General features: G+C 42.9%; 28 protein-coding genes, 1 tRNA gene, 2 rRNA genes and 1 riboswitch (1 of these 32 only partly in view). Of the genes, 12 read left to right on the top strand and 19 right to left on the bottom strand.

Annotated features, from left to right (window positions below; genetic code table 11):
- The 3 genes from R5H20_RS18230 to R5H20_RS18240 form a co-directional block, all read right to left on the bottom strand.
- A 23S ribosomal RNA gene (locus R5H20_RS18230) occupies window positions 1-248 on the bottom strand; it reaches 2,685 nt to the left of the window's first position.
- Window positions 249-508: 260 nt separating this feature from the next.
- Window positions 509-2,058 (bottom strand): 16S ribosomal RNA (locus R5H20_RS18235).
- Together the 16S and 23S rRNA genes form the textbook arrangement of a ribosomal RNA operon.
- Window positions 2,059-2,747: 689 nt before the next feature.
- The gene (locus tag R5H20_RS18240; protein ID WP_006640644.1) at window positions 2,748-3,851 is read right to left on the bottom strand and encodes a GntR family transcriptional regulator; all 1,104 of its coding nucleotides are present in this window, start codon (window positions 3,849-3,851) and stop codon (window positions 2,748-2,750) included.
- Between the two features lie 163 nt (window positions 3,852-4,014).
- Window positions 4,015-4,115: riboswitch (TPP riboswitch) on the top strand.
- Window positions 4,116-4,223: 108 nt separating this feature from the next.
- Here R5H20_RS18240 and thiT point away from each other — a divergent pair.
- A complete protein-coding gene (gene thiT / locus R5H20_RS18245) occupies window positions 4,224-4,808 on the top strand; it encodes an energy-coupled thiamine transporter ThiT (protein ID WP_006640643.1) in 585 nt (194 codons plus the stop codon).
- Window positions 4,809-4,843: 35 nt separating this feature from the next.
- On the opposite strand, the gene R5H20_RS18250 is transcribed toward thiT, so the two are convergent.
- Both R5H20_RS18250 and R5H20_RS18255 read right to left on the bottom strand, forming a co-directional pair.
- The gene (locus R5H20_RS18250; RefSeq protein WP_029419241.1) at window positions 4,844-5,389 is read right to left on the bottom strand and encodes a class D sortase; all 546 of its coding nucleotides are present in this window, start codon (window positions 5,387-5,389) and stop codon (window positions 4,844-4,846) included.
- Between the two features lie 111 nt (window positions 5,390-5,500).
- A complete protein-coding gene (locus R5H20_RS18255; RefSeq protein WP_006640641.1) occupies window positions 5,501-6,496 on the bottom strand; it encodes a processed acidic surface protein in 996 nt (331 codons plus the stop codon).
- Between the two features lie 173 nt (window positions 6,497-6,669).
- On the opposite strand from R5H20_RS18255, the gene R5H20_RS18260 reads away from it, so the two are divergent.
- From R5H20_RS18260 to R5H20_RS18290, 7 genes are all read left to right on the top strand, one after another.
- Window positions 6,670-6,858 (top strand): hypothetical protein, encoded by a 189-nt coding sequence (locus R5H20_RS18260; protein ID WP_006640640.1) that lies wholly within the window; start codon window positions 6,670-6,672, stop codon window positions 6,856-6,858.
- Window positions 6,859-7,048: 190 nt separating this feature from the next.
- A complete protein-coding gene (locus R5H20_RS18265) occupies window positions 7,049-8,161 on the top strand; it encodes a response regulator aspartate phosphatase (RefSeq protein WP_006640639.1) in 1,113 nt (370 codons plus the stop codon).
- Window positions 8,162-8,290, top strand: coding sequence for a hypothetical protein (locus tag R5H20_RS18270; protein ID WP_006640638.1), 129 nt, complete (start codon window positions 8,162-8,164; stop codon window positions 8,288-8,290).
- A gap of 93 nt (window positions 8,291-8,383) precedes the next feature.
- A complete protein-coding gene (pcp, locus tag R5H20_RS18275) occupies window positions 8,384-9,031 on the top strand; it encodes a pyroglutamyl-peptidase I (protein WP_006640637.1) in 648 nt (215 codons plus the stop codon).
- Window positions 9,032-9,179: 148 nt separating this feature from the next.
- On the top strand, window positions 9,180-9,836 hold the full coding sequence (locus R5H20_RS18280; protein ID WP_006640636.1) for a potassium channel family protein: 657 nt from the start codon (window positions 9,180-9,182) through the stop codon (window positions 9,834-9,836).
- Window positions 9,837-9,838: 2 nt separating this feature from the next.
- Window positions 9,839-11,158 (top strand): TrkH family potassium uptake protein, encoded by a 1,320-nt coding sequence (locus R5H20_RS18285; RefSeq protein WP_006640635.1) that lies wholly within the window; start codon window positions 9,839-9,841, stop codon window positions 11,156-11,158.
- Window positions 11,159-11,272: 114 nt separating this feature from the next.
- Complete coding sequence (locus R5H20_RS18290) at window positions 11,273-11,758, top strand: DinB family protein (protein ID WP_006640634.1); 486 nt, start codon at window positions 11,273-11,275, stop codon at window positions 11,756-11,758.
- Window positions 11,759-11,792: 34 nt separating this feature from the next.
- Here R5H20_RS18290 and R5H20_RS18295 read toward each other — a convergent pair whose 3' ends face one another.
- From R5H20_RS18295 to betB, 3 genes are all read right to left on the bottom strand, one after another.
- On the bottom strand, window positions 11,793-12,374 hold the full coding sequence (locus R5H20_RS18295; protein ID WP_006640633.1) for an MOSC domain-containing protein: 582 nt from the start codon (window positions 12,372-12,374) through the stop codon (window positions 11,793-11,795).
- A gap of 111 nt (window positions 12,375-12,485) precedes the next feature.
- Window positions 12,486-13,694 (bottom strand): choline dehydrogenase, encoded by a 1,209-nt coding sequence (locus R5H20_RS18300; RefSeq protein ID WP_006640632.1) that lies wholly within the window; start codon window positions 13,692-13,694, stop codon window positions 12,486-12,488.
- A gap of 17 nt (window positions 13,695-13,711) precedes the next feature.
- A complete protein-coding gene (gene betB / locus R5H20_RS18305; protein WP_006640631.1) occupies window positions 13,712-15,184 on the bottom strand; it encodes a betaine-aldehyde dehydrogenase in 1,473 nt (490 codons plus the stop codon).
- Window positions 15,185-15,503: 319 nt separating this feature from the next.
- Here betB and cudC point away from each other — a divergent pair, with 319 nt between their 5' ends.
- The gene (gene cudC / locus R5H20_RS18310) at window positions 15,504-16,058 is read left to right on the top strand and encodes a transcriptional regulator GbsR (protein ID WP_006640630.1); all 555 of its coding nucleotides are present in this window, start codon (window positions 15,504-15,506) and stop codon (window positions 16,056-16,058) included.
- A 239-nt stretch (window positions 16,059-16,297) separates the two neighbouring features.
- On the opposite strand, the gene R5H20_RS18315 is transcribed toward cudC, so the two are convergent.
- The 5 genes from R5H20_RS18315 to R5H20_RS18335 form a co-directional block, all read right to left on the bottom strand.
- Window positions 16,298-16,495: a hypothetical protein gene (locus R5H20_RS18315; RefSeq protein ID WP_006640629.1), complete on the bottom strand. Its 198-nt coding sequence runs from the start codon at window positions 16,493-16,495 to the stop codon at window positions 16,298-16,300.
- 878 nt (window positions 16,496-17,373) lie between these two features.
- Window positions 17,374-17,446: transfer RNA gene (locus R5H20_RS18320), tRNA-Ala, on the bottom strand.
- Between the two features lie 104 nt (window positions 17,447-17,550).
- Window positions 17,551-17,754 (bottom strand): hypothetical protein, encoded by a 204-nt coding sequence (locus tag R5H20_RS18325; RefSeq protein ID WP_006640628.1) that lies wholly within the window; start codon window positions 17,752-17,754, stop codon window positions 17,551-17,553.
- 242 nt (window positions 17,755-17,996) lie between these two features.
- Window positions 17,997-18,461: a hypothetical protein gene (locus R5H20_RS18330; protein WP_006640627.1), complete on the bottom strand. Its 465-nt coding sequence runs from the start codon at window positions 18,459-18,461 to the stop codon at window positions 17,997-17,999.
- Between the two features lie 364 nt (window positions 18,462-18,825).
- The gene (locus R5H20_RS18335) at window positions 18,826-19,386 is read right to left on the bottom strand and encodes a hypothetical protein (RefSeq protein ID WP_006640626.1); all 561 of its coding nucleotides are present in this window, start codon (window positions 19,384-19,386) and stop codon (window positions 18,826-18,828) included.
- Between the two features lie 516 nt (window positions 19,387-19,902).
- On the opposite strand from R5H20_RS18335, the gene R5H20_RS18340 reads away from it, so the two are divergent.
- A complete protein-coding gene (locus tag R5H20_RS18340) occupies window positions 19,903-20,031 on the top strand; it encodes a hypothetical protein (protein WP_259331044.1) in 129 nt (42 codons plus the stop codon).
- A gap of 101 nt (window positions 20,032-20,132) precedes the next feature.
- Here the strand turns inward: R5H20_RS18340 and R5H20_RS18345 are convergent, their stop codons facing one another.
- The 6 genes from R5H20_RS18345 to R5H20_RS18370 form a co-directional block, all read right to left on the bottom strand.
- A complete protein-coding gene (locus R5H20_RS18345) occupies window positions 20,133-20,531 on the bottom strand; it encodes a hypothetical protein (RefSeq protein ID WP_006640625.1) in 399 nt (132 codons plus the stop codon).
- Between the two features lie 21 nt (window positions 20,532-20,552).
- The gene (locus tag R5H20_RS18350) at window positions 20,553-22,082 is read right to left on the bottom strand and encodes a hypothetical protein (RefSeq protein ID WP_268381804.1); all 1,530 of its coding nucleotides are present in this window, start codon (window positions 22,080-22,082) and stop codon (window positions 20,553-20,555) included.
- Window positions 22,083-22,199: 117 nt separating this feature from the next.
- Window positions 22,200-22,523, bottom strand: coding sequence for a hypothetical protein (locus tag R5H20_RS18355; protein WP_006640623.1), 324 nt, complete (start codon window positions 22,521-22,523; stop codon window positions 22,200-22,202).
- Window positions 22,520-23,227 carry a DUF5081 family protein gene (locus tag R5H20_RS18360; RefSeq protein ID WP_006640622.1) on the bottom strand — a complete coding sequence of 236 codons (708 nt, stop codon included), beginning with the start codon at window positions 23,225-23,227 and terminating at the stop codon, window positions 22,520-22,522. Before R5H20_RS18360 ends, R5H20_RS18355 begins: the two co-directional genes overlap by 4 nt.
- A gap of 18 nt (window positions 23,228-23,245) precedes the next feature.
- The gene (locus R5H20_RS18365; protein WP_006640621.1) at window positions 23,246-23,602 is read right to left on the bottom strand and encodes a WXG100 family type VII secretion target; all 357 of its coding nucleotides are present in this window, start codon (window positions 23,600-23,602) and stop codon (window positions 23,246-23,248) included.
- Between the two features lie 18 nt (window positions 23,603-23,620).
- Window positions 23,621-23,983 (bottom strand): hypothetical protein, encoded by a 363-nt coding sequence (locus R5H20_RS18370; protein ID WP_006640620.1) that lies wholly within the window; start codon window positions 23,981-23,983, stop codon window positions 23,621-23,623.
- 343 nt (window positions 23,984-24,326) lie between these two features.
- Here R5H20_RS18370 and R5H20_RS18375 point away from each other — a divergent pair, with 343 nt between their 5' ends.
- Window positions 24,327-24,803 carry a hypothetical protein gene (locus R5H20_RS18375; RefSeq protein WP_006640619.1) on the top strand — a complete coding sequence of 159 codons (477 nt, stop codon included), beginning with the start codon at window positions 24,327-24,329 and terminating at the stop codon, window positions 24,801-24,803.
- 197 nt (window positions 24,804-25,000) lie between these two features.
- Window positions 25,001-25,174, top strand: a complete 174-nt coding sequence (locus R5H20_RS18380; RefSeq protein WP_006640618.1) for a hypothetical protein — start codon at window positions 25,001-25,003, stop codon at window positions 25,172-25,174.
- The last annotated feature ends 5 nt before the right edge of the window (window positions 25,175-25,179 follow it).

Consider the following 25,179-nt stretch of genomic DNA (forward strand, 5'->3'; position numbering starts at 1 on the left):
CTACTCAGGGAATCGCATTTGCTTTCTCTTCCTCCGGGTACTTAGATGTTTCAGTTCCCCGGGTCTGCCTTCTCATATCCTATGAATTCAGATATGGATACTGCTCCATTACGAGCAGTGGGTTTCCCCATTCGGAAATCTCCGGATCAAAGCTTGCTTACAGCTCCCCGAAGCATATCGGTGTTCGTCCCGTCCTTCATCGGCTCCTAGTGCCAAGGCATCCACCGTGCGCCCTTTCTAACTTAACCGTTAAAAAGAATCACTACGTGATATCTTGCATTACAATTGAATGTGAATGTCTACTTTCGTTATCTAGTTTTCAAAGAACAACGTGCAGTGCCGCACAGGATGTGCAAACACTTGCGTTGCCACATAATGTGGCGTTATTAGCAAGTGATCCTTTAAGAAGAAACACTTGTTTGAAGGAATGATCCTTCAAAACTAAACAAGATCCAAACGCACCTGCCTATAAGACCGCAAGGTCTTATATTCCGTATAATATCCTTAGAAAGGAGGTGATCCAGCCGCACCTTCCGATACGGCTACCTTGTTACGACTTCACCCCAATCATCTGTCCCACCTTCGGCGGCTGGCTCCAAAAGGTTACCTCACCGACTTCGGGTGTTACAAACTCTCGTGGTGTGACGGGCGGTGTGTACAAGGCCCGGGAACGTATTCACCGCGGCATGCTGATCCGCGATTACTAGCGATTCCAGCTTCACGCAGTCGAGTTGCAGACTGCGATCCGAACTGAGAGCAGATTTGTGGGATTGGCTTAGCCTCGCGGCTTCGCTGCCCTTTGTTCTGCCCATTGTAGCACGTGTGTAGCCCAGGTCATAAGGGGCATGATGATTTGACGTCATCCCCACCTTCCTCCGGTTTGTCACCGGCAGTCACCTTAGAGTGCCCAACTGAATGCTGGCAACTAAGATCAAGGGTTGCGCTCGTTGCGGGACTTAACCCAACATCTCACGACACGAGCTGACGACAACCATGCACCACCTGTCACTCTGCCCCCGAAGGGGAAGCCCTATCTCTAGGGGTGTCAGAGGATGTCAAGACCTGGTAAGGTTCTTCGCGTTGCTTCGAATTAAACCACATGCTCCACCGCTTGTGCGGGCCCCCGTCAATTCCTTTGAGTTTCAGTCTTGCGACCGTACTCCCCAGGCGGAGTGCTTAATGCGTTTGCTGCAGCACTAAAGGGCGGAAACCCTCTAACACTTAGCACTCATCGTTTACGGCGTGGACTACCAGGGTATCTAATCCTGTTCGCTCCCCACGCTTTCGCGCCTCAGCGTCAGTTACAGACCAGAGAGTCGCCTTCGCCACTGGTGTTCCTCCACATCTCTACGCATTTCACCGCTACACGTGGAATTCCACTCTCCTCTTCTGCACTCAAGTTCCCCAGTTTCCAATGACCCTCCCCGGTTGAGCCGGGGGCTTTCACATCAGACTTAAGAAACCGCCTGCGCGCGCTTTACGCCCAATAATTCCGGACAACGCTTGCCACCTACGTATTACCGCGGCTGCTGGCACGTAGTTAGCCGTGGCTTTCTGGTTAGGTACCGTCAAGGTACCGCCCTGTTCGAACGGTACTTGTTCTTCCCTAACAACAGAGTTTTACGATCCGAAAACCTTCATCACTCACGCGGCGTTGCTCCGTCAGACTTTCGTCCATTGCGGAAGATTCCCTACTGCTGCCTCCCGTAGGAGTCTGGGCCGTGTCTCAGTCCCAGTGTGGCCGATCACCCTCTCAGGTCGGCTACGCATCGTCGCCTTGGTGAGCCGTTACCTCACCAACTAGCTAATGCGCCGCGGGTCCATCTGTAAGTGATAGCTAAAAGCCACCTTTTATAATTGAACCATGCGGTTCAATCAAGCATCCGGTATTAGCCCCGGTTTCCCGGAGTTATCCCAGTCTTACAGGCAGGTTACCCACGTGTTACTCACCCGTCCGCCGCTAACCTAAGGGAGCAAGCTCCCGTCGGTTCGCTCGACTTGCATGTATTAGGCACGCCGCCAGCGTTCGTCCTGAGCCAGGATCAAACTCTCCATGAAATAATGGAGCGCAGATTAAGTTCGTCACATCCTGTGACAACATCTGCATGACCTGCATCGTGCAGGCCCCTGACTACGCACATTCGCATGTGCGATTTATTTAATGAATTAACAGGTACGTTTTGTCTTGTTTAGTTTTCAAAGATCATTTCCGCTTCGCTCAGAAGCGACTTTATTAATATAACATTCTAGCAAAGTGAATGTCAACAACTTTTTTTAAAAATATTTAAGCAGTTGTTTTATAAAGCTGTCTTTTTAGGGACGAACATTACTATATCATCTATTTTCATTTCGCACAATAGTTTTTTTGAAAAAATAATACTCAAGTTTAATCAGGCATTCATTGAGTCTGCTTTTGTGAAGTCCCTGCCGTTCGACTTACCGCTCTTTCCTATGGTTCCATGATTTACGTATGAATTTCAGGGTGCAGAAGTAACGTTGTCGGCTGTTTTAAAGAATGGACTGTCAGAAAGATTTCCGGTAAAGCTTTGGCGAAAGATAAAACCGCAAGAAAAATTATATGTCAACAATTCATTATTAATGTTTCTCCCCGTCACTTTTTTATTTATATTATCGTGAAGCTCCATATTTATACGATGGAAAAAAGATCACCGTCAAGATGATCAACCTCAAGACAGTGATCCAGCCTCTTCTTATTGACTTGTCGCAGAGTTTTACCAACTATAAATTCAGCTCTTTTTTACATTCGCGGTCGATTGTCTGACAACGAGCTCCGGTTTGTACACGGTGGAATGTTCCAGCTGATCCGTGTTTCGCCCTTCCACTTTTGCGATCATCCATTTGGCTGCTTCAATTCCCATTTGCATCTTCGGATGGGTCACTGACGTCAGCTTCACCTCCGACGCCTGGCTTAAATGTGAATCATCATAGCCGACGATTGAAATGTCTTCAGGAACTTTCAAACCGAATTCCCTGATCACGTCAAGCACCAATAGAGCAATTTGATCATTATAGCAAAAGATGGCGGTCGGACGCTCGGAAGAAGACAGACGTTTTCTGACTTCAGAAACCGTCTTTTCTTCTTTGTTCTCTGTCGTATAGGTGACGACCATGTCCGGATAAAAAGACAGACCGTTTTCTCTAAAGGCGCGGATAAATCCTTTCATCCTGTTGACGCCCTGCATGTCATCCTGTTTAAAAAGTCCGAAGACCTTTTCATGGCCGAGCTTGATTAAATGGTCAGTCGCGATAAAACCGCCGTATTCATCATCCAAAATAAAATGGGGCGGGTTCAATTCCTGGTAGAACTGATTGATCATCAGGTAGGGGATGTGATGCTGCTCCAGCGTCAGATAGTAATTTAAATTGGGATTGAAGCTTCCAGTTTTCGTCGGTTCAACGATCAATCCGTCAATGTCTTTTTCAAGCATGTTGACAAGACACTGCTTTTCTTTTTCAATGTCATTATTCGTGCTCGCTACGATCAGTGTGTAGCCCTCGCTCGACAACGTCGATTCGATCCCTCTTATAATGTAGGGAAAAATGTAATCGGACAGGTATGTCGTGATGACGCCGATCATTTTATGTCTTTCCTTTCCTTTTTCAGAAGGCCTAAGACGGTGCGAGCAATATGTCCCGGACCCCTGTTCCCTGTACAGAAGACCTTCATGAACCAAATCGCCTATCGCCTGCCGGATTGTATGTCTGCTGACATCAAAAATCTTCATCAATTCATTTTCCGAATGAATTTTTTCTCCAGGCTTAACCTTTCCCTCATATATCCATGATTTAATTTGGTTTTTGACCATGCTGTATTTTGTATGCTCGCTCATCAGATCAACCCTTTACTGCAACTTGTACGTACGAATAAATTCTATTATAAAGGAAAAGCCGATCACATTGCTACATATTGGAGAAATTAAGCAAAAAATTTTGAAAAATAAGCTTGTCGTCCGTTTTATTTTTTAGTATAGTAGAATATAACTAAATAACATTGATGACCACAAGGGGAGCCTTCAGGCTGAGAGTGAACGAATCGTTCTGACCCTTTGAACCTGTTAGTTAACGCTGGCGTAGGGATGTGGCAAAGTCATACTTATTGCATCCAAAGCAGTGCGTGGAAACTTTCCTACTCCTTCCCCGCATTGCTTTTTTATTGGGAAAGAAGTCCAGTATCCCTTTGTTCATCAAAAGTGAGGGTTACCATGAATCAATCAAAACAACTTGTCCAGCTGATTGAAATTGCAATCATGACAGGAATCGCGATCATATTGGACTTGGCTTCAGGCATGTTTTTAAAAATGCCGCAGGGCGGCTCAATCGCCGTCATGATGATACCGATCTTTTTGATTTCTTTCAGATGGGGGCTGAAGGCCGGGCTTACTACCGGATTTTTGGCCGGATTACTCCAGTTTGTCACCGGGGGCCTTTACGTGGTTCACCCCATTCAATTTCTTCTCGATTATTTTGTCGCACCAACGGCCGCCGGAATCGGAGGTTTATTCGCCGGACCGATCAGACATGCATCAGCGGCTGAAAAAAAAGGAAAGCTTGTGTCATACGTTACGCTCGCCGTCCTTCTTGGAAGCGGGTTGAAGTATTTCGCCCATGTTATCAGCGGCGCGGTCTTTTTCGCAAATTATACGCCTAAAGGAACGCCGGTTTGGATTTATACTTTAACGTATAATGGCACATATATGCTTCCATCCTTCATCATTTGCACAATCGTGCTGTGCCTGTTGCTGCTGACGGCGCCAAGGCTTCTGGGGCAGGGCGTCAATACAAGATAAAAAAACAGCGGACACCTTTTTAGGTTCCGCTGTTTTTACGTTTTTATTAAATCGGCAACCAATACATAACGCTCAGGGGCAGAACCGATGAAGTCAAAGGGATAGCATGTGGAAACAGTCAGTGTGGCTCTCGGCTTTGGAACGATGACGGTCCTGTCATCCGCATCCACGATCCGCACCTTTTTCACTCGATATGTAAAAGTTCCATAGGAAGCTTTTACAATGAGCTTATCCCCCTTGCCGACTTCGCCGAGCTTCCTAAAAACGGTGTCGCGATGTCCTGATAAAACCGAGTTGTCATCTTCGCCAGGCAGCACGGATCCGGCAAAATGGCCGACTCCTTTTTGCAGCTCATCTTCGTCTGTTCCATGGTAAATCGGAATCCTTGCATTGATTTTCGGAATGACCAGGTCGCCGATTTTTTCACCGCTTTCAAATGTCCGCTCAATCGCTGTTTTTTGCTTTTTTTCAGCATGAACAGCCGGCTTTTCTTCTTTCAGCTGCTGAGATGAAGCAAGGGCGCGGCCCTGTAAAAGCTTAGACACATTGACTGCTGCGACATACAGTCCTCCCGTGATCATCGCAATGGCAAAAAGCCATACAATCCTTTTTTTAAGAGACGCTTTCATATCCATTCACCTCTTCTCAAAAACGCCCATTCCAAATCGGTTTAGAATGGGCAGTTTCTTTGCTTATGCCGTTTTGCGAACCCTTCTAAGCAGAAAAAATCCGCCAAGCATCAGCGCAAAGCCAAAAATGGACCATTCGGCATAGTGACCGGCGGTTTTTGGAAGCTTAGCCCCTTTCACCGTCTTTTTCACACGATGCGTTTTTGCCTCGTGTGTAACGGCGTTTTTGGTCTGCTTCACTTTTGTTCCGGTTTGGTGAAGCAAATCTGATCCAATCATGTCAGGCGTAAACAAAGCGTCCAGTACGAAATTTCCTGCAAGATCGTACACTTCAACAAGAAGACTTGCCCCTTTCAGCTCATCCGCGCTGACAAGCGTCGTCAAAGATACTTCTTTTTTCTTTCCGTCTTTGACAAGATAATATTTCGTTTTTACCTCAAGCGTTTGCTGAAGATCATGTAATATAGAAAGGATTTGGGCGATATCTTTTGGTTTCAGCTCTTTTACCGTCTCAAAATCGGCAACTGCTTCAAGCCGCTCTCCGATCTCCATCAACTCAAATTCAAGATTCGGATTTTTTTCACGGACTTTGCGAAGGTGTGCTGTAAGCGCCTCCCATTCCTGATCATCTATGCCAAGCTCCTGAAACGGATTTTTGATTTCCACGCTTCCTTCATCATATGTAATTGAAAAAAGCGCATCATCCAATTCATATTCGAACATGAAAACATCGAGGATGTTTTGTCCATTTTCCATATAGCCATTGTCAACGAGAAGAGCGACCGCTTCTTTTTCACTTAAGCCGTAGCTTTTTAAATACGAAGCAAGCCGTTTTTGATTGAGTCTCTCTCCTAAAAAATCCCTCAACTCTTCAGTTGACTCAAAATCTTTCAGACTTTCATCATATGTATCTTGTAAATAGGCATCCAATTCTTTTTCTGTCATTCCTATTTCCTGAAGATACCCGCTCAGCTCAGATTGTTTCGGAGCTGCGAAAGCCTCTGCTGCCGGCACTAATAAGAACGCGCAGATCAACAGCGGCATCATCCTTTTCTTCATGATCAATGACCCCCTAAATTTATGTTTCCTTTTGATTATAGTGGAAATAATAAAAAAAACATGTATTGTATTCAACATCGTTTTCGTCTATAATATTTCGTTCTTTTAAAAAGGGGCATAATCTTCGTTTTCATTGAATGTAATATAGTAAAGCGAATAGAGGAGGTATACTTTTGAATCCTTACTATTTGATGCTCGTATGCTACGTTCTTTCCATCATTCATTTTTTAATCGGTTACAGGGAAGCCCTGAAAATCAGCGAAGCTGACGGGCTTGTCAATGGAACCGTTATGATCTCCTGTATTCCGTTGGCCGTTGTCTTTGCCTTCTTCTCTCATTTTTTTTGGGAAATGACGGTTTAGCTTTAAAGCAAGGCGTGCATTTCAAATTTACAAGAAACCATGATCTGGTCTAAATGGATCATTGCGTTTTCTCCGCCTGGACAATGTAAAAAGGATGAGCACTTGGCTTTATTCACAGATTCCGGCAGTATATGCTATGATAAATAGAACTTCAATTTACAAAAAATTCACAAAGATTGGAGGGGAGAGAATGGGCAAAGCCGTGGCTTCACAGGAAGTCGCCAACATGCTGAACGATTGGTACATATTGATGAAAAAACGAGACATTTCACGCTCTATTGAAATGAAAGACGACATAGATAAAGCGATTGAAGTAATGGAGGAAGATCAGGACGTTCTGCTCTATTATCAAATGCTCGATTTTCGTTTGAGGCTCCTTCTTGAAGATATCAGCCAATCCGCTACTGAAAAGCTGGAAGCCATCGAGTTTCACGATAATGATCCAAAAAGCACGGATGACAAGCTGAACTATTATTTTTACCTGTTTAAAGGGATTTATGAAGACTATAAACAAAATCACACAGAAGCGCTCAATTTTTTCAGAATAGCGGAAAAAAGACTCGGAGCGATTCACAGTGAAATCGAAAAAGCCGAATTCCACTATAAAATCGGCGTGCTGTACTATAATTTAAAAGCGACTTGGCTTTCAATCCATCATATCAATATTGCGTCAGGAATTTTCCAAGGATATGACGGTTATGCAAAACGGGTCATCAACTGCAAGATGCTGATCGGGCTTAATTATATCGACCAATTTAAATTTTCCGAAAGCGAAGCTTTATTAAATGAAGCAATTCAAAAAACCGAACAAATCGGTGATCTTTATCTTCTGCCTTATACCTACTATAATATGGGCTTTTTAAAAAGCAAGGAAGATAAACATGAAGAAGCGCTGAAATATTACAATAAAGCTTTTGCCATCCATGATTTTGAATCGAAGGCACAGTACGCATACCTTCTTTGTGTGTATGAAACCGTTAGATCGCTCCTCAAAACCGATTCACAGGAAAAAGCTTTTCAATGGATGGATATAGGTTTTAAAAAATGCCGGGAAATGAACAGCAAAATATTCGACCTGAAATTCAAAATTTTACATACATTATACTCAAGCGATCAGAATAAAATGGAAATGATCAAAGATTTTGTTCACGAATTAGAAACAGAAAAAGCATGGGTCGATCTAGAGGAATTGCTTATGGATGTGGCGAATTATTACAAAGAAAAGAAGTTATACGAAGAAGCCATATACTTCTACATTAAAACAGATAAGGCGAGCAAACTCGCCGGAAGAGGAGGAGAATAGATGAAAAAGTTTTTATTGGCGGCCTTTGTACTAGGCGCAATATTCAGCTATTCATTTGCCGACCATACACCTGAAGCGGTCTCTAAAAGCGAGCAAATACTTCTGGCCTCCCGCGGGGCAGGCGGATAAATACCTCGTCAAAATCCCTATTCAGTCTACAGCTGAATGGGGATTTTGTGCTTAGAGCATGTCTGTTATTCCACTTGTTAAGGAGAGATTCATATGAAAAAGAAAGTGCTTTTAACAGGTTTTGATCCTTTTGGAGGGGAATCCGTCAATCCCGCGTGGGAAGCCGTTAAAAAGCTGGATGGTGAAAACATTGAAGATATTTCAATTGCCGCTGAAAAAATCCCGACTGTTTTCCATACATCCGCTGATGTGTTGAAAGAAGCGGTTCAGAAACACCGCCCCGACATTATCATTTGTACGGGACAAGCCGGCGGACGTCCGCACATCACACCTGAACGCGTGGCGATTAATATTGACGATGCCCGCATCGCTGATAATGAAGGCCGGATGCCCATAGATCAAGAAATTGTCCAAAACGGACCTGCCGCTTATTGGTCGACCCTGCCGATCAAACGCATTGTGAAAAGCTTGAGAAATAGCGGGATACCGGCATCTGTCTCAAATTCAGCGGGCACTTTTGTCTGCAATCATTTATTTTATCGGTTGATGCATCTTTTAAACCATTCATCATCACAAATGCGGGGAGGATTTATCCATATCCCGTATCTTCCTGAACAAACGGTCGATAAAAAAGAACCGAGCCTCAGTCTTGAAACGATTGTAGAAGGATTGCGCATCGCCGCAGTGACGGCAGCCAGCCATGAAACAGACATTCGCGAACCCGGCGGCTCGCTTGATTGACCCTTCCTCAAACAACGGAGGCTTGGCGTCATCAGCGGCAAGCCTGCCTCCCTCTCCATCCTCCGCCTAAACATTTCATAAATCCCCCTGTGTTTTTCTTCAAAAAAAGCAAACACTAACACCAAACATGAATCAAAGGGTGAGTTAGATGGAGAAAACATATGCCGTTTTCGGACTCGGACAATTCGGGGGCAGTCTTGTCAAAGCATTCTATAAAAAAGGAACAGAAGTCATCGGTGTGGATAAATCAGAAGAGAAAGTCAATGAATATTCACCGTATGCGACATACACCGTCTGCGCAAATGCCGTTGATGAAAATACATTGAAACAGATCGGCATCCGCAATATTGACCATGCATTCGTCTCATTCGGAGACGACATCGAAGCCAGTATTTTAACCTCGCTTTTATTAATCGAAATCGGTGTGCCTCAAGTTTGGTCAAAAGCACAGAATGATTATCATCAAAAAGTCCTTAAAAAAATCGGCGTCAACAGAATCATCCAGCCTGAAAAGGATATGGCGAACCGGATTGCAGGCCATATTACATCCGAAAAAATGATTGACTATGTCGAACTGTCGCCAAACTACGGCATTGTTGAAATTGTCGCGACAAAAAAGCTTGACGGCAGAAGCCTGGGGGAAATCGACGTTCGCGCAAATTACGGGTGCAATATTGTCGGAATTAAACGCGGCGGACAATTCATCGTTGCGCCCAGCGCCGAGGATATCATTTACGAAAACGATATTTTAATTGTAATCGGACAAACGAGAGATATTGAAACGTTTGAAAAAAAGGGAGATTAGACATGAAATTCAAATCTGTTCAGGCAAGTCCGTCTCAATTACTTGTACTCGTTTTCTTATTTTTTATCCTTCTGGGGACTCTGCTGTTAAAGCTGCCGCTCGCAACGCATGTCCCGATGAGCTGGATTGATACGCTGTTCACCGCAGCCTCCGCCATGACTGTGACTGGATTGGCCGTTGTTGATACAGGCAGGGATTTCACATTATTCGGTCAGCTGATGATTCTGATCCTGATCCAGGTCGGAGGGCTTGGAATCATGTCTTTTGCGGTACTTATCTTTATTATGCTCGGAAAAAAGATCGGCCTCAAAGAGCGGCTGCTGATTCAGCAATCGCTAAATCAGACTTCTATAGGCGGAATCATTAAATTGATACGCAGTTTGTTTTTTTACTCTTTTTCAATTGAAATCTTGGCGATGGCGATATTGGCTTTTCAATGGGTTCCCGAATACGGCTGGAATCGCGGTATGTTTTACAGTCTTTTCCACTCTGTGTCAGCCTTTAATAATGCCGGTTTTTCAATTTGGCCGGACAGCCTCATGCGCTATGAAGGAAATCCCCTGGTCAATATCGTCATCACCCTTTTGTTTATCACGGGAGGGATAGGATTTACCGTATTATCCGACATATGGCATAAACGCAATTTTAAACAATTGAGCCTTCATTCAAAACTCATGATTTGGGGAACGTTCATCATCAATATCATGGCGATGATCATCGTTTTCTCCCTTGAATATCAAAATCAAATGACGCTTGGAACACTTCCTCTGGATGAAAAGCTTTGGGGCTCCTATTTTCAGGCGGTTACACCGAGAACGGCGGGATTTAACACCTTGGACATCGGCAGCCTGCACGAAAGCACGCTGACTCTAATGCTGCTGCTCATGTTTGTCGGAGCAGGAAGCGCCTCGACCGGAGGCGGGATCAAGCTTACCACATTTATCGTCATTCTTCTGTCGGCGGCGTCTTTCCTAAAAGGAAAAAACCGAATATCTATCGCCAGAAAGACGATTAAAGACAAAGCGGTCATTCGTTCGCTGGCCATTTCGACCATTAGCATATTGTTCATTTTATCAGCCGTTTTTATTTTAAATATTACAGAACCAAAGCCATTTTTGCACATTTTGTTTGAGATTGTCTCAGCCTTTGGAACGGTGGGGCTGTCGATGGGAATCACGGCGGAGCTCTCGCCTGTGGGAAAACTGTTGATTGCTTTTATTATGTTTTTAGGCAAGCTTGGTCCGTTAACATTGGCATTTTCACTGGCAAGGCCTGAACAGGAGAACATCCGCTATTCAAGTGAAGACATTCTGACAGGCTAAAATGGATTCTCCGCAGACACCGCTGAAAACGTCGCCTTCAAACACCCCTTCTTTTATTAATTTTTGGTTATTACCGGCTTTTCAGATAATAAAGTGAATATAGGAGGGGATATGATGAGCGTTTTTAATGAAGCAAGAAAAGAAACATGGAGCGAGATACAAGGTCTTTCAGATGATGTAATCAACACGAAACCGGGAAAAGATGAGTGGAGTATTCAAGAGGTGCTAGATCACCTCAAAAAAATTGACCTGAAAACAGCTCAGTTGTTTAAGGAAAACATCCGAAGCGCGCCTTTGAAAGCCATTCAAGCAAAACCGGTGGAGGCCTCTGAAAACCGGTATGACAAACGAAAAGCTCCTGATTTCTTAGAACCTGAAAGAAAAACCAAAGATTGTTTAACGATTAAAACGGAACTCGATCATGCCAGACAACAGCTGACTTCAATCATTGCCTCATTTCATAAAGCAGATTTTCAAAGGGTGCTCCCGCATCCTATTTTTCTGGAACTTACGGTCGAGCAGTGGATCGACTTTATCGGCCATCATGAAAAACGGCATATTAAACAGATTCAGGACATCAAAAGGAAATTATCATCTTGAATATTCAGGGAGGCCCTTTCAGGCCCCCCTTCTATTACGCGAATGATCTCGCATCTTTTATGACGTTAGGAGAGTATGACCAAACATCGACCCGGTCGCCTTGGCAAATCAGCCCGGGCCGTTCGACGACACAGACGATGCCTCTTCTGCCCATCGCTTGGCGGACAAAACGGGAAGCGAGCTTAGGCTTGTCCGGAAACTGTTTTTGAATGACCTCTCCAGGCTGAACGCACGGCTCATTTTCTCCTTCACACAAAAGGGCGGCACCGCTTGGAAAAACCAATCTGCTTCCTTCTCTTAATCGCGTCAAATGCGGATGCCCGCTCAATGAGATATTGGCACCAAGCCATTCCGGAAGCACGACAGGGATGTTTAGCTTTTCTGCGATCACCAGACATTCTTCAACCGACACGATCGAAATCTGCCGCCTATTAAAAATTTCTGTGCCTCTCTTATACATCGGTTCGCGGGCTCCGGCCGCCTTTGTTAGGCCGAAATGCAGGTCACCCGGAATTCCTCCGTAATCGATAGAGATTTCTTCTCTTTTCTTTGTCACAAATGATGCTGTATCAGCTATGTATATGTTCTCTGTCGCCGCCGTCCGTCTTTCCCACATTCCACCCATCTCCTTTTTTCGAATATAAGAATGATTTTACAATGCTTCCTTTTTTTCTTCAAATCGGAAAAACCCGCTGTAGCTTAGCCACAAGCGGGTTTTGGCGCTTCATTATACAGTTTTCGGCGTTAATTGAAAGCAGCGTTTGTAAATCCAATTGTAGGCTTTTTCGTTTAGATCTCTTGGATTTCCGACTGTTTGCGGATCTTTCATCGCCTCTTTTGCCAGGCGTTCAATCATGTCAGGCGACACGCCCTGCTCTTCTAAGCTGGGAATCTCTAAATCTTCTACAAGCTGATACATCCAGTTCACGGAAGCTTTCGCCGCTTCTTCCGTCGTCATGCCGCTTGTATCAATGCCAAATGCTTTTGCGATCCGCGCAAATTTTTCAGGGTAGCCTTTCCAGTTGTATTCCATTACAGGCCCCATCATTGCGGCAACACATTGGCCATGCGCGACCGGGATGATCCCGCCGAGCGTCTGACTCATCGCGTGGGCAGCGCCAGCTGACTCACTTCCGTAGGAAAGGCCTGCAAGCATGGCTGCCTGAGCCATTCCGTATCTTGCTTCAAGATCTTCCCCGTCTGCAAACGCCCTGCGGATATAATGAGCGGCATATTCAATCGCAAGCAGAGCGACCGCGTCAGTGATCGGCTGCGCAAATTTCATCGTATAGCATTCAATCGCATGCGCCAAAGCGTCAACTCCTGTCATTGCCGTTACATGTGGAGGCATTGAGACGTGCAATTCAGGGTCGATGATTGTTAAATGGGCCGCGATCAATGGTCCGCCCGTATTGAATTTAAATTCACGCTCCTCATCGGTGATCACCGCCCATTGCGTGACCTCTGAACCGGTACCCGCGGTTGTCGGAATCGTGGTGAGCGGAGGAATCCGGTTTTCAAGCGGTTTTTTTCCTTCTGCCGCTTCGTAATCAAGCACCGTTCCTTCATGAGTCGCTTCCACTCCGATCGCTTTCGCGGTATCCATTGAGCTTCCGCCGCCTACTGCCACAAGACCGTTGCAGTTTTCTTCGGCATAAAGCTTTGATCCTTCTGCTACAAGGCGTACAGGCGGATTTGGTTCAACTTTATTGAAGACGGCCACTTCGACGCCTGCCTCCTGCAAAGATTCAACAACAGGATTTGTCACACCTGCTTGATAGATGCCAGGGTCTGTGACAAGCAGCGCTTTCGTTACGCCGAGCTTTTTCACTTCTGCACCAACTTGCATGACAGCTCCGATACCGTGCTTAATGACGGTCGGAATTTCGAACGTGTGGAATTTATTCATTGCTTCTACTTTCATATTTAACGTCATCGTGAATCTCCTCCCTCTTATGCTTTAAACCAATTGACTGCCGCAGGTTTTGTATTGCGGTACACATGCTTCACTTCCGTATATTCGTCAAAACCGAGGCGGCCGAGCTCGCGGCCGATGCCTGACTGCTTGTATCCGCCCCATGGCGCCTGAGCGAAGTAAGGATGGAAGTCATTGATCCAAACCGTGCCCATCCGCAGTTTGGAAGCAACGCGCTCCCCTTTTTCTATATCTTTTGTCCAAACGGCGCCGGCAAGGCCGTAAATGGTGTCGTTTGCAAGAGTGGCCGCTTCTTCTTCGGTGCTGAATGTTTCAACTGTTAACACAGGGCCGAATACTTCTTCCTGCACAATTCTCATATCTGATGTGCAGCCGGAGAATATCGTCGGCAAATAGAAAAAGCCGTTTTGCAGTTCAGGATCGTCAGGACGCTTGCCGCCTGTTTCAAGCTTCGCGCCTTCGGCAAGACCGATTTCCACATATTTTTCAACCTTGCTCCGGTGTTCAGCAGAAATGAGCGGACCGCTCTGCGTATCCTCATGAAATCCGTTGCCAAGCTTGATGTTTTTTGTCCGTTTCACAAGCTCAGCCAGAAATTCGTCATGAATGGATTCTTCTACTAGCAGCCGCGATCCCGCAGAGCAAACTTGCCCTGCATGGAAAAACACCGCATTCAGCGCCTGATCAACAGCAACATCAAAATCGGCGTCTTTAAACACAATATTCGGATTTTTTCCGCCGAGTTCAAGAGCGATTTTCTTCACATTCGTGCTTGCCGCCTGCATGATTTTTTTTCCTGTTTCAATCCCGCCGGTGAAGGAAATCAGATCAACGTCCGTATTTCCGGCAAGCTCATCGCCAACCGTATCCCCAGGTCCGAGTACGAGGTTGGCAACACCTTTCGGAACGCCGGCTTCTTCCATTAATTTAAATATCTTGATGGTCGTAAGCGGCGTGATCTCGCTTGGCTTCACAACGATCGTGTTTCCGGCGGCCAAAGCGGGAGCGATTTTCCAGCTTGCCTGTAAAAGCGGATAATTCCACGGCGTGATTTGTCCGCAGACACCGACAGGCTCCCTGATGATTTCGCTTTTTGAATCCGGAATCGGCGAAGAAATCACCTCTCCCCCGTCCTTATCCGCAAGTCCGGCATAATATTGAAACACGTTCGCAATATCTTCCATATCGGCTTTGCTTTCTTCAAGCGTTTTACCGGTATCCAGCGATTCAAGCTCTGCCAGCTCATCATGGTCGCGTCTGATCAGCTCCGCAATCTTTAAAACAATGTTGCCGCGCTCGAGACCGGTTGTATTGGCCCACTCGCCTTCGTCAAATGCACGGCGTGCAGCGGCAATAGCCTTCACAGCGTCTTCTCTGTCTCCTTCACCGACGGTTTCAATCTGTTCCTGGTTAAAAGGATTGATAATCTTCCGTGTGCCGCCTTTTTCGGCGCTCACCCATTGCCCGTCAATGAAAAGCGTTTGACTCATAAAAGCAACCTCCCCATTACGCAAAGTTTGTTAAATAAAATTTTAACGTTTTTAACACTTTGAATTTACCATGCGCACCCAACGCTGTCAAAGGAAAATCGGCGGGCTGATTTTTTTGAATTTTATGTGATCGCACTCCCCATGCGGGTTGAGCCGTCTCCAAAAAAATTTCATTTTGACTTTTTCAATTCTTTCGTTAAGATAAAGAACATAAAGAAATTACTTAACAAACTTAACGCGGATTTCCAGACCGATCCCGATTTCTATAGGCATTGAGTCTGGATATAGATGTTTCCGCTCCTGCGAAAGGAGGAAAATGATGGAATACAACCGTGATCTGTCGGCACAGGATGCGATCGCTCAAGCAAAGGATTTAGTCATTGATTCAATCGCAGAAACGATGGATCTGTACGGGATAACCAGGAGTGCGGGTATTTTGTACGGAACCATGTACCTTTCAGATGAAATGACGCTGGACGAAATGCGGGAAGAGCTGCAGATGAGCAAGCCCAGTATGAGCACGGGCGTGAAAAAGCTTCAAGATTTAAATATCGTGAAAAAAACGTTTCATAGAGGAAGAAGAAAGCACAGCTTTGTGGCTGAAAAAGATTTCTTTAAATTTTTCACCAGCTTTTTTCCGCAAAAGTGGGAAAGAGAAGTAAAAGTCAATCTCATGGCCATCCAAGACGCTCAAAAGGCATTGCAGAACGTGATGGAAGACGACGGACTGGAACAAAGCGTAAAAGACGAAGCAAAAGCCATTTACGAGCAGCTCGAACATTCAAAGCCCTACTATGACTGGCTGCTAAGACTTGCAAAGTCTGTCCAAACAGGGGAAATATTCGAGTTTATTCCGATTGAAGACAAAAAATAAAAGGTTTTTAGCCGCTCTTTTGCAGGGCGGCTAAAAACCTTTTTTCATTTAAGATATAAAACTATAGGGAAGAAGTGAGATAATGAGGCAAGAGCAAGAAGATGACAAAAAGAAGTGTTCACTGTTGTAATACATTGTATTGTTTATTTACACTCTTCAACAAGGATTTAACACGTCTATGTAACATTGAGGATACTATTCAATTAAATTTTCCACAAAAGCAGGTTGAAAACCTGTTATCATTTGCTTTTTTCTTTTTTCTCTTTAATTATGCTGAAAAGCACTAAGATTATAACACCTGCACATACAATATAGAATAAAGCATCAGTTACAGGATTATTAATATTTTTAAAGAGAAATATTAATCCTATAATCACTATTGGTATTATCCAGGTGAACCACTTTATTACTTTAAGGCTTGGTTCGTTGTTTTCCATAACTACCTCCTAGTAGATATCTTTCATTTTCAAAGCATAGCATAGGATATTTTTGTTAGACACCAACCATAGTCTCAATTAGCAGATGTTTTGACCTTTGTTGGTAACTTTCCCCGGGATGCTTTTAAGGCTTCGACAGCCCATGACAATTTACCTTGTGTTGTAAACCGGTTTCTTTTTCTTTAACTGCTTTAATTGCTTCTTTTATATAAATTTTATCAAGCTAATCAGAGAAATATTTCTTTCCTTCCTTTTGATATAAAGGGATCATTCAAAAAAATTGAATCTAAAAAGTTTACACTCTAAAGAGCAATTGGGCCTTTTTTAGAGAAATATCTCTATTACCTCACCCCGACATTACCACTTATATATATTTTTTTTATTATTCCTTCCTGTTTTTAAAATTTTTCATTTCAAGTTTGATTGCGTAATAAAGACATATAACCAAGGCTACTATTAAAATGATCCATAATGGCATAGCCAAGAATGGTGCGTATTCTCCTATAAGCATTAAAATGATAAACCCTATTAGTAAAAGACTTATGAACTTTAAAAAACAATCAAAATCAATCCCCCTTGATTTTATACAAATAAGGTTAACATATCCATTTTTTTAGATTAAACATATTTCCAGTAAATAGGTGTAGTCACTATTTATGCATTGACAAATGGGATGAGATCAAATTGTACAAGCAGCTACTGCCAAAAAGACATCTGTTTCCATCAAAAAAAGGCCCATACTCATTGGCAGTGCCTCCCTTTGTTTTTTAAATTAACCTCTCTGAGAGAAAATGCCTTGTCAACGATTCAGGAATACGACCAAATTTTATAAAAGGAAAATAAAAAAAGAAACCCTTGATAACCAAGGGTTTCCGAGATGGAGCATAGCGGGCTCGAACCGCTGACCTCTACACTGCCAGTGTAGCGCTCTCCCAGCTGAGCTAATGCCCCGTTTGTTTGAGACATGATTTATTATAGATGTTTTTCCGTTTAAAAGCAAGTGCTTTTTTGACTCAGCCGCCAAAAAGATTTCCTTCGAATAATCCGCGTGTTCATTATTTGCTGATGATATGATTAACACCCGCGATCACAATGTCTCTCATGATTTCTGTATAATCATTGTAATCATCGTTTTGGCTGATCAGGATGTCAAACACGTCCTTCATCTTGCCGTCTATCATCAGAGTCAATCCTTCGACTTCCTGTCCCGTTTCTCCATTTTCAAATGTTTCTCTAAGAATCGTTATTTTATCAGCCATGCTGCCAAATCTCCCTCTTCATTTTTGTCATATGTCTTGCACCATATTTATGTCGCTTTCTCTATCTTATCATTGATGGTGTTTTTTTGTCTTCTTTCTTTTTGTTTTTTCTGCCATTTCGTCCGAAAAGATGCGTTTTTGATCATAAAAGAAAACACCGGCCGCCGAATCCAGCGTTTTCGTTAGGTGTATAGGGGGAACGGAATGCTGAAGCTTTGGCACCGGAGAGTGCTCTGAACTCGTTACCTTTCCTCTCTGCACAAATGAAAATACTGGCCAAATCCGGGAAATACATCCCAGTTTGTTCCAAGAGTATCGCTAGTCTCGCGCTCCTCGACCGTACCGGTCTTAAAGTCTTTCTTTTTCATCGCTATATAGCCATCTTCGCGGAAGCTCAAAATCAAACTACTTACTTCCTTATCAGTTTCATCATCATATTCCCAATACATCGCTGTTCTTAAAAAAATCTTACCATCACTGATAACTTCAAAGTCATAATTTAGATACTTACGAGTGAAATCATCATAAAAACTTACCGACACCCATTCATTTGTTACATTTACAATATATTTAGTGTTATCATCTGCAGTTAATACCGCCGTATATGGTTCATGTTTTTGATGGCGTGTGTACGCAGTACGGTCATCAAGAATGTTCCAAGGCTTCTTTTTGATATCCGACCATTCGTCACAATAATAAACTTTCATCGTCAATTATACACCTTCCCCTTAATATCCCTAATAATCATCCTGCTTTTGTTGCTTCATCAAGAATTGTTTGCGGAATTGGTTTATTTTGAAATGGTTTCTTCTAATATGTATTCACCTTTAAGTCATTAAAAGTACTTTTAGAGCCAGATGAATATTTTTTTGTAATCTATATCATTCACAAATAGATTTCCTTGTCTCATTTAAAAATCCGCATTTGTTTGCTCACTGGCCGATGTCCCTGTTTGTTACCACTTAGCTCTGTTATTCGCGTGTGATGGTATTGCAAATTTAATTGTAAAGATGTTTAAAGATTAAAAAACCTTGAAAAGCTTATGCCATCAAGGTATGAAACTTCATCCAATTACTTGCAAATGTCTAAATTATCTACAAAGACAGCATCCCCTAGAGTAAACCTTCGATTAAACGGTTCTAGATCGGGTACATCTTTCCACTCAAAAACTGTATCATAATAATCATATAGGTAGCTTAACTCTTTAAAATTATTTTTAGCAAAAAACTCTCTAACGAGCTTTTCAATTTTCATAATCTCCAGTGTTTCTGCAGAACCATTTAAATCAAGTTTGTTGTCACATAACAATCTATGACTAATCCTATAACTCAAGTCCATAATATAAACTGGAATTATTTTTGAAACCTTTATAATTACTTGTTGGGATATTATAAAGCCCTCATTTCCAATTATATCTTTTAAATCTATAAAGATTTCATAAGAAGGGGAAACTTTATTTTGAATTTTTATTTCTTTTACCAATTCAATATTTGCTAACTCCTCTGGAACTAATGTATCCTCCTTCTTACAAATATCTAGAAACCAATCATCAAGTTCTCTAGATATGTAAAGCTTATAAAAAAGTGTACTGTATTCAGGATATTCCTCAATAAACTTCTTACCGTGGTGCAAAATTAATCAACCTCCGTGAAATCTTATAGAAGAGTTCCCTTGCTTTGTATTAAAACCTAAAACTGAATCGCACTCACCAAGATACCGAGTTCTTCTTCTATTCCCATTTTTTTAATCTACCATGTCGTTGATCCCACCGCCAATAATTACCTTCCTTATCTATCCATGATTTTTTAACCCTTTGCTAATCTTCACACCTCTCTTTTATTCATCCGATTCGTAGACTCAATTAGGTTATCCAATTGTTGGATTACCTATAATCTTATTTCTTTCATTCATTACAGAAATATAATGATTGTCCTCTCAGTTCTTCTATCATAATTCTTTCGTGGGCAATTTCCTCATGTCCTTTTGAGATATTTAAAAATAGGCATATCTTAATACTTATTTTCTCTTCCCTGCCTCCAATGTCCTTCTCAACCTTATAAATCGAGTCCTGAATCTCCGCTTTCGAAGCCTTGTTGACGCTGTTGACGTGTCGTTAGAATCGGTGTCTTTGTAGGCGAGGGTGCCGCCTTGCACTTCCGTTCCCCTGGCGATGTCGCTCAAGGCGTCTGCGCTTTTGGCGAACTGTTTTTTGATGGCGAAGCCTGCGTCGTTCAGCTTGTCCTGGGCTTTCAGTCATTAGATCTCGATCAGGGATAAAAAAACGCATAGAATTTTCTATGCGCTATAATTATATGGTTATTTTTTAAATTAAAATATACGATAGAACTAGTGTTTATTGTGATTCTAATTTATTCATATTATAGAATAGCTTTAAAAGGGGCATGTCCTGTTTCTGCATTTCTTAACAATGTTGGTTTTCTAAATCTTAAGCTACACTCTAGTTTGAAAATTGCTACGTCTTCTTTCATTTCAACAAAAGATACGTCAATCCATATTGGTACAAATGGAGACTGACTACCCAGTAAATTCACAACTTCATCAATTTCCAAAAATCTATTGCCTATATTTTTTTCACTTAACGCCCATAAGCGCATTCTTTGATCTCGGCCATCAAGCACTTTTCCAGGTTCTTCTATAGGCATTATTAAAAATTTACTATTTACATAGTTTAATTGTTTAAATTGTTTTAATTCCTTTAAAGTTTTTAATAAATTCTTTTTAAATATTTCTTTATTCATTTGAGTTATTTTCTCCATTATTATTTCACCTTCCTTTACTCATTTTATTTTTTGATTAAATATTATTTTATCGTCAACAATATAATTTGATATATTACTCTCAAACTCATGAATCTCTAGCCAAGCATTTTTTACATTTAACCCCGTTTGATTAAAAGCATCAGGATATTTTTTTGCTTGGTCTGCATTAGGTCTGTAGTGACCTGATTCATTACTAATTCTTCTAATCTGACCTTGACCATTTATTTTCAATTTCCCTGCAGCCTGCACATCTTTACCATTGGCTAAATAAGAATGACCACGACCGATATGCAGGTTTCCATCCATATCAATAACAAAATCAACCTCATTTATCCCATTAATATTTTTGATTCTACCATTCTCAATCGTAAAATCAAATCTTTTACCGAGCTGTTGATCATCTGGAAAGTGGTTTTTTATAGCTTGTACTGATTTAGTCCCAATTGTTGCCTTACCGTCATTGTGTATATTTTTCCCAACACCCTTACCAGTCTCAATCCGCTGAATCGACTCCTGTATCTTCGATTTCGAAGCTTGATGAGCGTCATTCACATGTCCGTAGAAATCGGTGCCTTTTCGGGCGAGGGTGCCGCCTTGCACTTCCGTTCCCCTGGCGATGTCGCTCAAGGCGTCTGCGCTTTTGGCGAACTGTTTTTTGATGGCGAAGCCTGCGTCATTCAGCTTGTCCTGGGCTTTCAGCCTGCTGACGCGCATGCGGTTGGACCAGAGGGTCTTGCTGTCTTTTAACGATTGTACCACATGTTCCGTTCTGCTTGATAATTTGCCGATGGTCGCTACGCCTTTAAACGATTGGGTCGCCACGGCTGCTCCCGGAAGTATGTCGAGTGCCCCGAACGCGCCTCTTTCAAATCGTTCTCCTGTATTTAACTCGCGCCCCGTCATCCAGTCTTTCCCTGTGGCTGCACTGGAGATTTGGGCTGTTCCGTATGCACCTGCTACAACGAGTCCCACGGGTGCACAAAAGATGGTGAGCACGACTACACCGCCGCCGATGATGAGATCACGCCACAATTCCTGATTTTTTTGAACGTCGCTGACCGATTCGTACTCAAAGCCGCGGGCTGACACGATCGCCTTCGAATAGTCTTCATAGTTCAATTCGATGTCGGGATTTTGGTCTTTAAACGCTTTATATTCTTCGTTCAGCACATGATCAAACGCTGCCGAGTCTTTGAAAATGTCATTTACGGTGATTTCCGCTTTGTCTTCCTGGACAGCCGTCTTGTTCATGCCGTAGCCGACATAAGTTGTTTCTTTGGAGCCGATGCGGTTTTTGGTCTTGTAGTTGTGGAGTGACAGGCCTTCCATTTTATCCGCGAAAGCGTCGAGCTTTTTGGCAAAAGGCGCATCAATATGGTCTTCCACTAAACCGCCTGCCTTCAGGCAATAACCAGTCAGTTTTTGATAATCTTTAAACAGCTCATCAATCTTGCTTTTTTTGCTTGTATGGCTAAAGCTGATGCTGCCGTCGCTGTCCTTGTCATCAATTTTGGACTCGATATCTTCCAAGAGGTCATCGAGTTTCAAAAGGCTGGACTTTGCTCCGCCCCCGAATTTTCCGCCCGTTAATGTATCCAGGCCGTCTTTCATGCCTTGCCAGGCCTCCGGGCTGTATTTCACATCCATCAGATGATCGCCTCATTTCTATTTCTGAATCTGGTAGAGTTTTTGGAGCTCTTTATCTGTTTCATACATTTTTTCCATAGCATAGTTGACAATCTGCGCGGCCATTGAGTAATTATCAAACAGCTCCATCGTTTTTCCGAGAATATCCGAATAGCTTTTAATCGTTTTCATCGCCTGTCCCGCTTGATAAAAATCAGATTCTACGAGTTTTTTGATTTCGGGCTGGACCCCTTCTGTATAGATGTCGCAAATGCTTTTCAGCTTATTTGCGATGGTGATCATTTCTTCAAACTCAAGATGGATGTTGGCTCCTCCGCCTCCTGCTCCGCCTTCGGCATTCATATCATCGCCCTCCCCGCTCTAAAGTTAATGTGCAGCGCATCATAAATCCGATTGTTCATGATATAAAGGCTGACCCATTCATATCGTTCATGCAGCGGATCAATGCAAATCAAATCTTCGCCCTTCGTAAAGTACAGGTTGGCTGTCTGGAACCCCTGATCTATCAAACTTGGAGTTGAAGCAAACCTGAATGTTTCAACAGCCAGAATCTCTTTTTCGTCGAGATCCATTTCCCTTACTTCCGCTTTTTCGCCCGGGGTCATCGGTTTTGTCAAAAAGGTGCGATCCTTTTCACGCGGTTCCCTCCGCAAAAAAGAAACCTTTGAAATGATAGATAAATAGACTTCCCGTTTTTCCAGGTAATCAAATGTGTATTCTTTGCCCGGTTTTATTTCGGTAAGCGCGATCACGCGCTCCTCATCATCCGGAAGAAAGGCGCACAACACATTATTGAAGCGTACGTATTCTTCACTTGCATGATAATGTTTGAGCATTTCCGTCAAGAAAAAAGCGGCATGTGTCAGCTGGCCGTCTTCTGTCAGTACCCCTTTTTGAATCAGGCTGTCCCTTGCTCCCACTGCACAGTCAGGCTCGACGAGGGCAAGCTGTTCGCGCTCAGGAAGACCGAATATGTAATTCACTCCGGCCGCTCCCGCCAAAACATAGAGCTCCGCCGCCGTCAGCTTATCTATTTTCACCTGCATGTCATTCCCCTTCCCATGTTATAGGTTTTGTATTTCTTTTACTTCACTGAGTTTCGAAAAATCGCCGATGCTTTTCTCTAATGCATTCAGTGCCGAGGTATGATCGTTCAAAGCATCTTTCATATCCTCATTTAATTGGATGATCAATTCAAGATAGCTTAAAAATGCATCACGCGTTTTCCCGTTCCATTTCCCGCTTTCTATGTAGGATTTCAAGTCCTTTGCCTGACGAAGCGAGTCGCCGACATGTTTTTCGATTGTTTTTGCATGGGAAAGAGCCTTAATCGTTCCATTATGTGAAATTTCCACGGATTCCCCGCTGACTTTTGATTCGGCAGTGTTGTAGCTATAATTGTAATAACCATATCCATCCATGATTCGGCTGCCCCTCCTTTATGCCTTTTTTTCTTCTGCTTCCGCTTTTGCTTTATAATACTCCCATTTGCTTTTCGCCTTCGTCTTCGCGTTATGAATATCATCGATCATGTCGTCAAAATGCTTGATCAAAGTCTTTAGTTCAGCATCCTTTTCATGACGTGCATCCTCAAACTCGTGGGAAGGAATTTTCAAGTCTGGAAGATTGCTTGCTTGATAAGAAGCCTTCGCCGATTTGGCCTCCGATAATTTCGTCTTCACTTCACTTTCTTTATCAGACAAATAGTCATATAGATTTTTATAATCATCCCGTTTGCGTTCATTTTCTGTATAAGAAATATGTAAAAAGTTACCCACTGAATCCCAAAATCCTTCGCTCATGGCAGCGGCTCCTTTCCATTGTCCTAGTCAATAAAAACTATTTTCCTCTGGTGGATGAATTTGTAATAGCATTAATATGTTAATGTTACAAGAAGGTCCTATATGAATGAATAGGTGAAATGGATCGTTTTTTGTAAGAAAAAACAGAAAATGCTGAGGGAATCGGCCTGGAACATAAGTCCAAAGAACCACGCCTTTTATACTGTTTCGTATCAAAGAAGTATGCAGTCTTTTTTCTTTTTCCCGTTTTAGACACAAAACTTTAATATTTTAAATACAGGAAATATTTTACTCGTGTCTAATACCTTTCAATGTATCCAAAAAAAACAAAGGAGTGGGAAAAATGAAGTTTCAAAAAACGGCTGTTTCCCTGCTGTCCGCTTCAGCACTTGTCTTTTCGGCGGCAGGTGCTGCATCCGCCCAGGAAAAAGCCCCCGCAAAGCCGCTGCATCAAGTGTCAGATGTTAAGCTGATGGGAATCGAAACGGTCGGAGAATGGAACAAAACGATTTCAACCACCGGTGGAGAAGTCACCTTAGATACGGTCATTTACAAGCATCAGACGATCCTGACGGTCACCGGCTATCAGGAAGCGCAAGGCGCAAGGGCAAACGTCAGATATCAAATCCGCGAAAGAGTCAACAGCAGTGAAATAGGCCCTGTGCTGGGCTATATTGACGTCACAAATTTGAACGGCTATTTTTCACGAGGATTTGCCGCCAACATTTTAACGGCGGGCAAAACTTATGTCATCCAAGCGATAAACAAAACAGCTTCACCCGTTGCTTTAAAGGGCAATGCTGTTGTTTATTTCGACTAAATCCCTATTCATATAGTACAGTTCGCGTGTTGCCGGAGCTGTTCCTGCATCCCCTTCGGGAACAGCTCCTTTCTAACATTTCCTGAGAAATAATTCTTTCAATAAGAGGACAGATGAATGATAAAAAAGAACTTAACCGTTTTCACCGTTTAGTGCATAAACTGCGGTGATTAGGTCGAAGGAGGGAAACTTATACCATGATGGAAAAATACGGATTGCACATCGCTTTATTCATACTGGCTCTATGCATTTATTCCAATATCATCGTTGAAAATCCTCTGCTTCAGACGGCAATCAAAATGATATCTCTATTTGTGATGGCCGCCTCGGCAATTGCAGCATTTATCAAAAGCCTCCGGCAGCCGTCATAAAGCAG

It is taken from the genome of Bacillus sp. KICET-3 (assembly GCF_033261025.1).
GTDB lineage: Bacteria > Bacillota > Bacilli > Bacillales > Bacillaceae > Bacillus > Bacillus sonorensis.

Coding starts and splice junctions, on each gene's coding strand:
- R5H20_RS18240 (WP_006640644.1), bottom strand. CDS start 3,851: ATGAGCGAGCATACAAAATACAGCATGGTCAAAAACCAAATTAAATCA.
- thiT (WP_006640643.1), top strand. CDS start 4,224: ATGAATCAATCAAAACAACTTGTCCAGCTGATTGAAATTGCAATCATG.
- R5H20_RS18250 (WP_029419241.1), bottom strand. CDS start 5,389: ATGATCACGGGAGGACTGTATGTCGCAGCAGTCAATGTGTCTAAGCTT.
- R5H20_RS18255 (WP_006640641.1), bottom strand. CDS start 6,496: ATGAAGAAAAGGATGATGCCGCTGTTGATCTGCGCGTTCTTATTAGTG.
- R5H20_RS18265 (WP_006640639.1), top strand. CDS start 7,049: ATGGGCAAAGCCGTGGCTTCACAGGAAGTCGCCAACATGCTGAACGAT.
- R5H20_RS18270 (WP_006640638.1), top strand. CDS start 8,162: ATGAAAAAGTTTTTATTGGCGGCCTTTGTACTAGGCGCAATATTCAGC.
- pcp (WP_006640637.1), top strand. CDS start 8,384: ATGAAAAAGAAAGTGCTTTTAACAGGTTTTGATCCTTTTGGAGGGGAA.
- R5H20_RS18280 (WP_006640636.1), top strand. CDS start 9,180: ATGGAGAAAACATATGCCGTTTTCGGACTCGGACAATTCGGGGGCAGT.
- R5H20_RS18285 (WP_006640635.1), top strand. CDS start 9,839: ATGAAATTCAAATCTGTTCAGGCAAGTCCGTCTCAATTACTTGTACTC.
- R5H20_RS18290 (WP_006640634.1), top strand. CDS start 11,273: ATGAGCGTTTTTAATGAAGCAAGAAAAGAAACATGGAGCGAGATACAA.
- R5H20_RS18295 (WP_006640633.1), bottom strand. CDS start 12,374: ATGTGGGAAAGACGGACGGCGGCGACAGAGAACATATACATAGCTGAT.
- R5H20_RS18300 (WP_006640632.1), bottom strand. CDS start 13,694: ATGACGTTAAATATGAAAGTAGAAGCAATGAATAAATTCCACACGTTC.
- betB (WP_006640631.1), bottom strand. CDS start 15,184: ATGAGTCAAACGCTTTTCATTGACGGGCAATGGGTGAGCGCCGAAAAA.
- cudC (WP_006640630.1), top strand. CDS start 15,504: ATGGAATACAACCGTGATCTGTCGGCACAGGATGCGATCGCTCAAGCA.
- R5H20_RS18315 (WP_006640629.1), bottom strand. CDS start 16,495: ATGGAAAACAACGAACCAAGCCTTAAAGTAATAAAGTGGTTCACCTGG.
- R5H20_RS18325 (WP_006640628.1), bottom strand. CDS start 17,754: ATGGCTGATAAAATAACGATTCTTAGAGAAACATTTGAAAATGGAGAA.
- R5H20_RS18330 (WP_006640627.1), bottom strand. CDS start 18,461: ATGAAAGTTTATTATTGTGACGAATGGTCGGATATCAAAAAGAAGCCT.
- R5H20_RS18345 (WP_006640625.1), bottom strand. CDS start 20,531: ATGGAGAAAATAACTCAAATGAATAAAGAAATATTTAAAAAGAATTTA.
- R5H20_RS18355 (WP_006640623.1), bottom strand. CDS start 22,523: ATGAATGCCGAAGGCGGAGCAGGAGGCGGAGGAGCCAACATCCATCTT.
- R5H20_RS18360 (WP_006640622.1), bottom strand. CDS start 23,227: ATGCAGGTGAAAATAGATAAGCTGACGGCGGCGGAGCTCTATGTTTTG.
- R5H20_RS18365 (WP_006640621.1), bottom strand. CDS start 23,602: ATGGATGGATATGGTTATTACAATTATAGCTACAACACTGCCGAATCA.
- R5H20_RS18370 (WP_006640620.1), bottom strand. CDS start 23,983: ATGAGCGAAGGATTTTGGGATTCAGTGGGTAACTTTTTACATATTTCT.
- R5H20_RS18375 (WP_006640619.1), top strand. CDS start 24,327: ATGAAGTTTCAAAAAACGGCTGTTTCCCTGCTGTCCGCTTCAGCACTT.
- R5H20_RS18380 (WP_006640618.1), top strand. CDS start 25,001: ATGATGGAAAAATACGGATTGCACATCGCTTTATTCATACTGGCTCTA.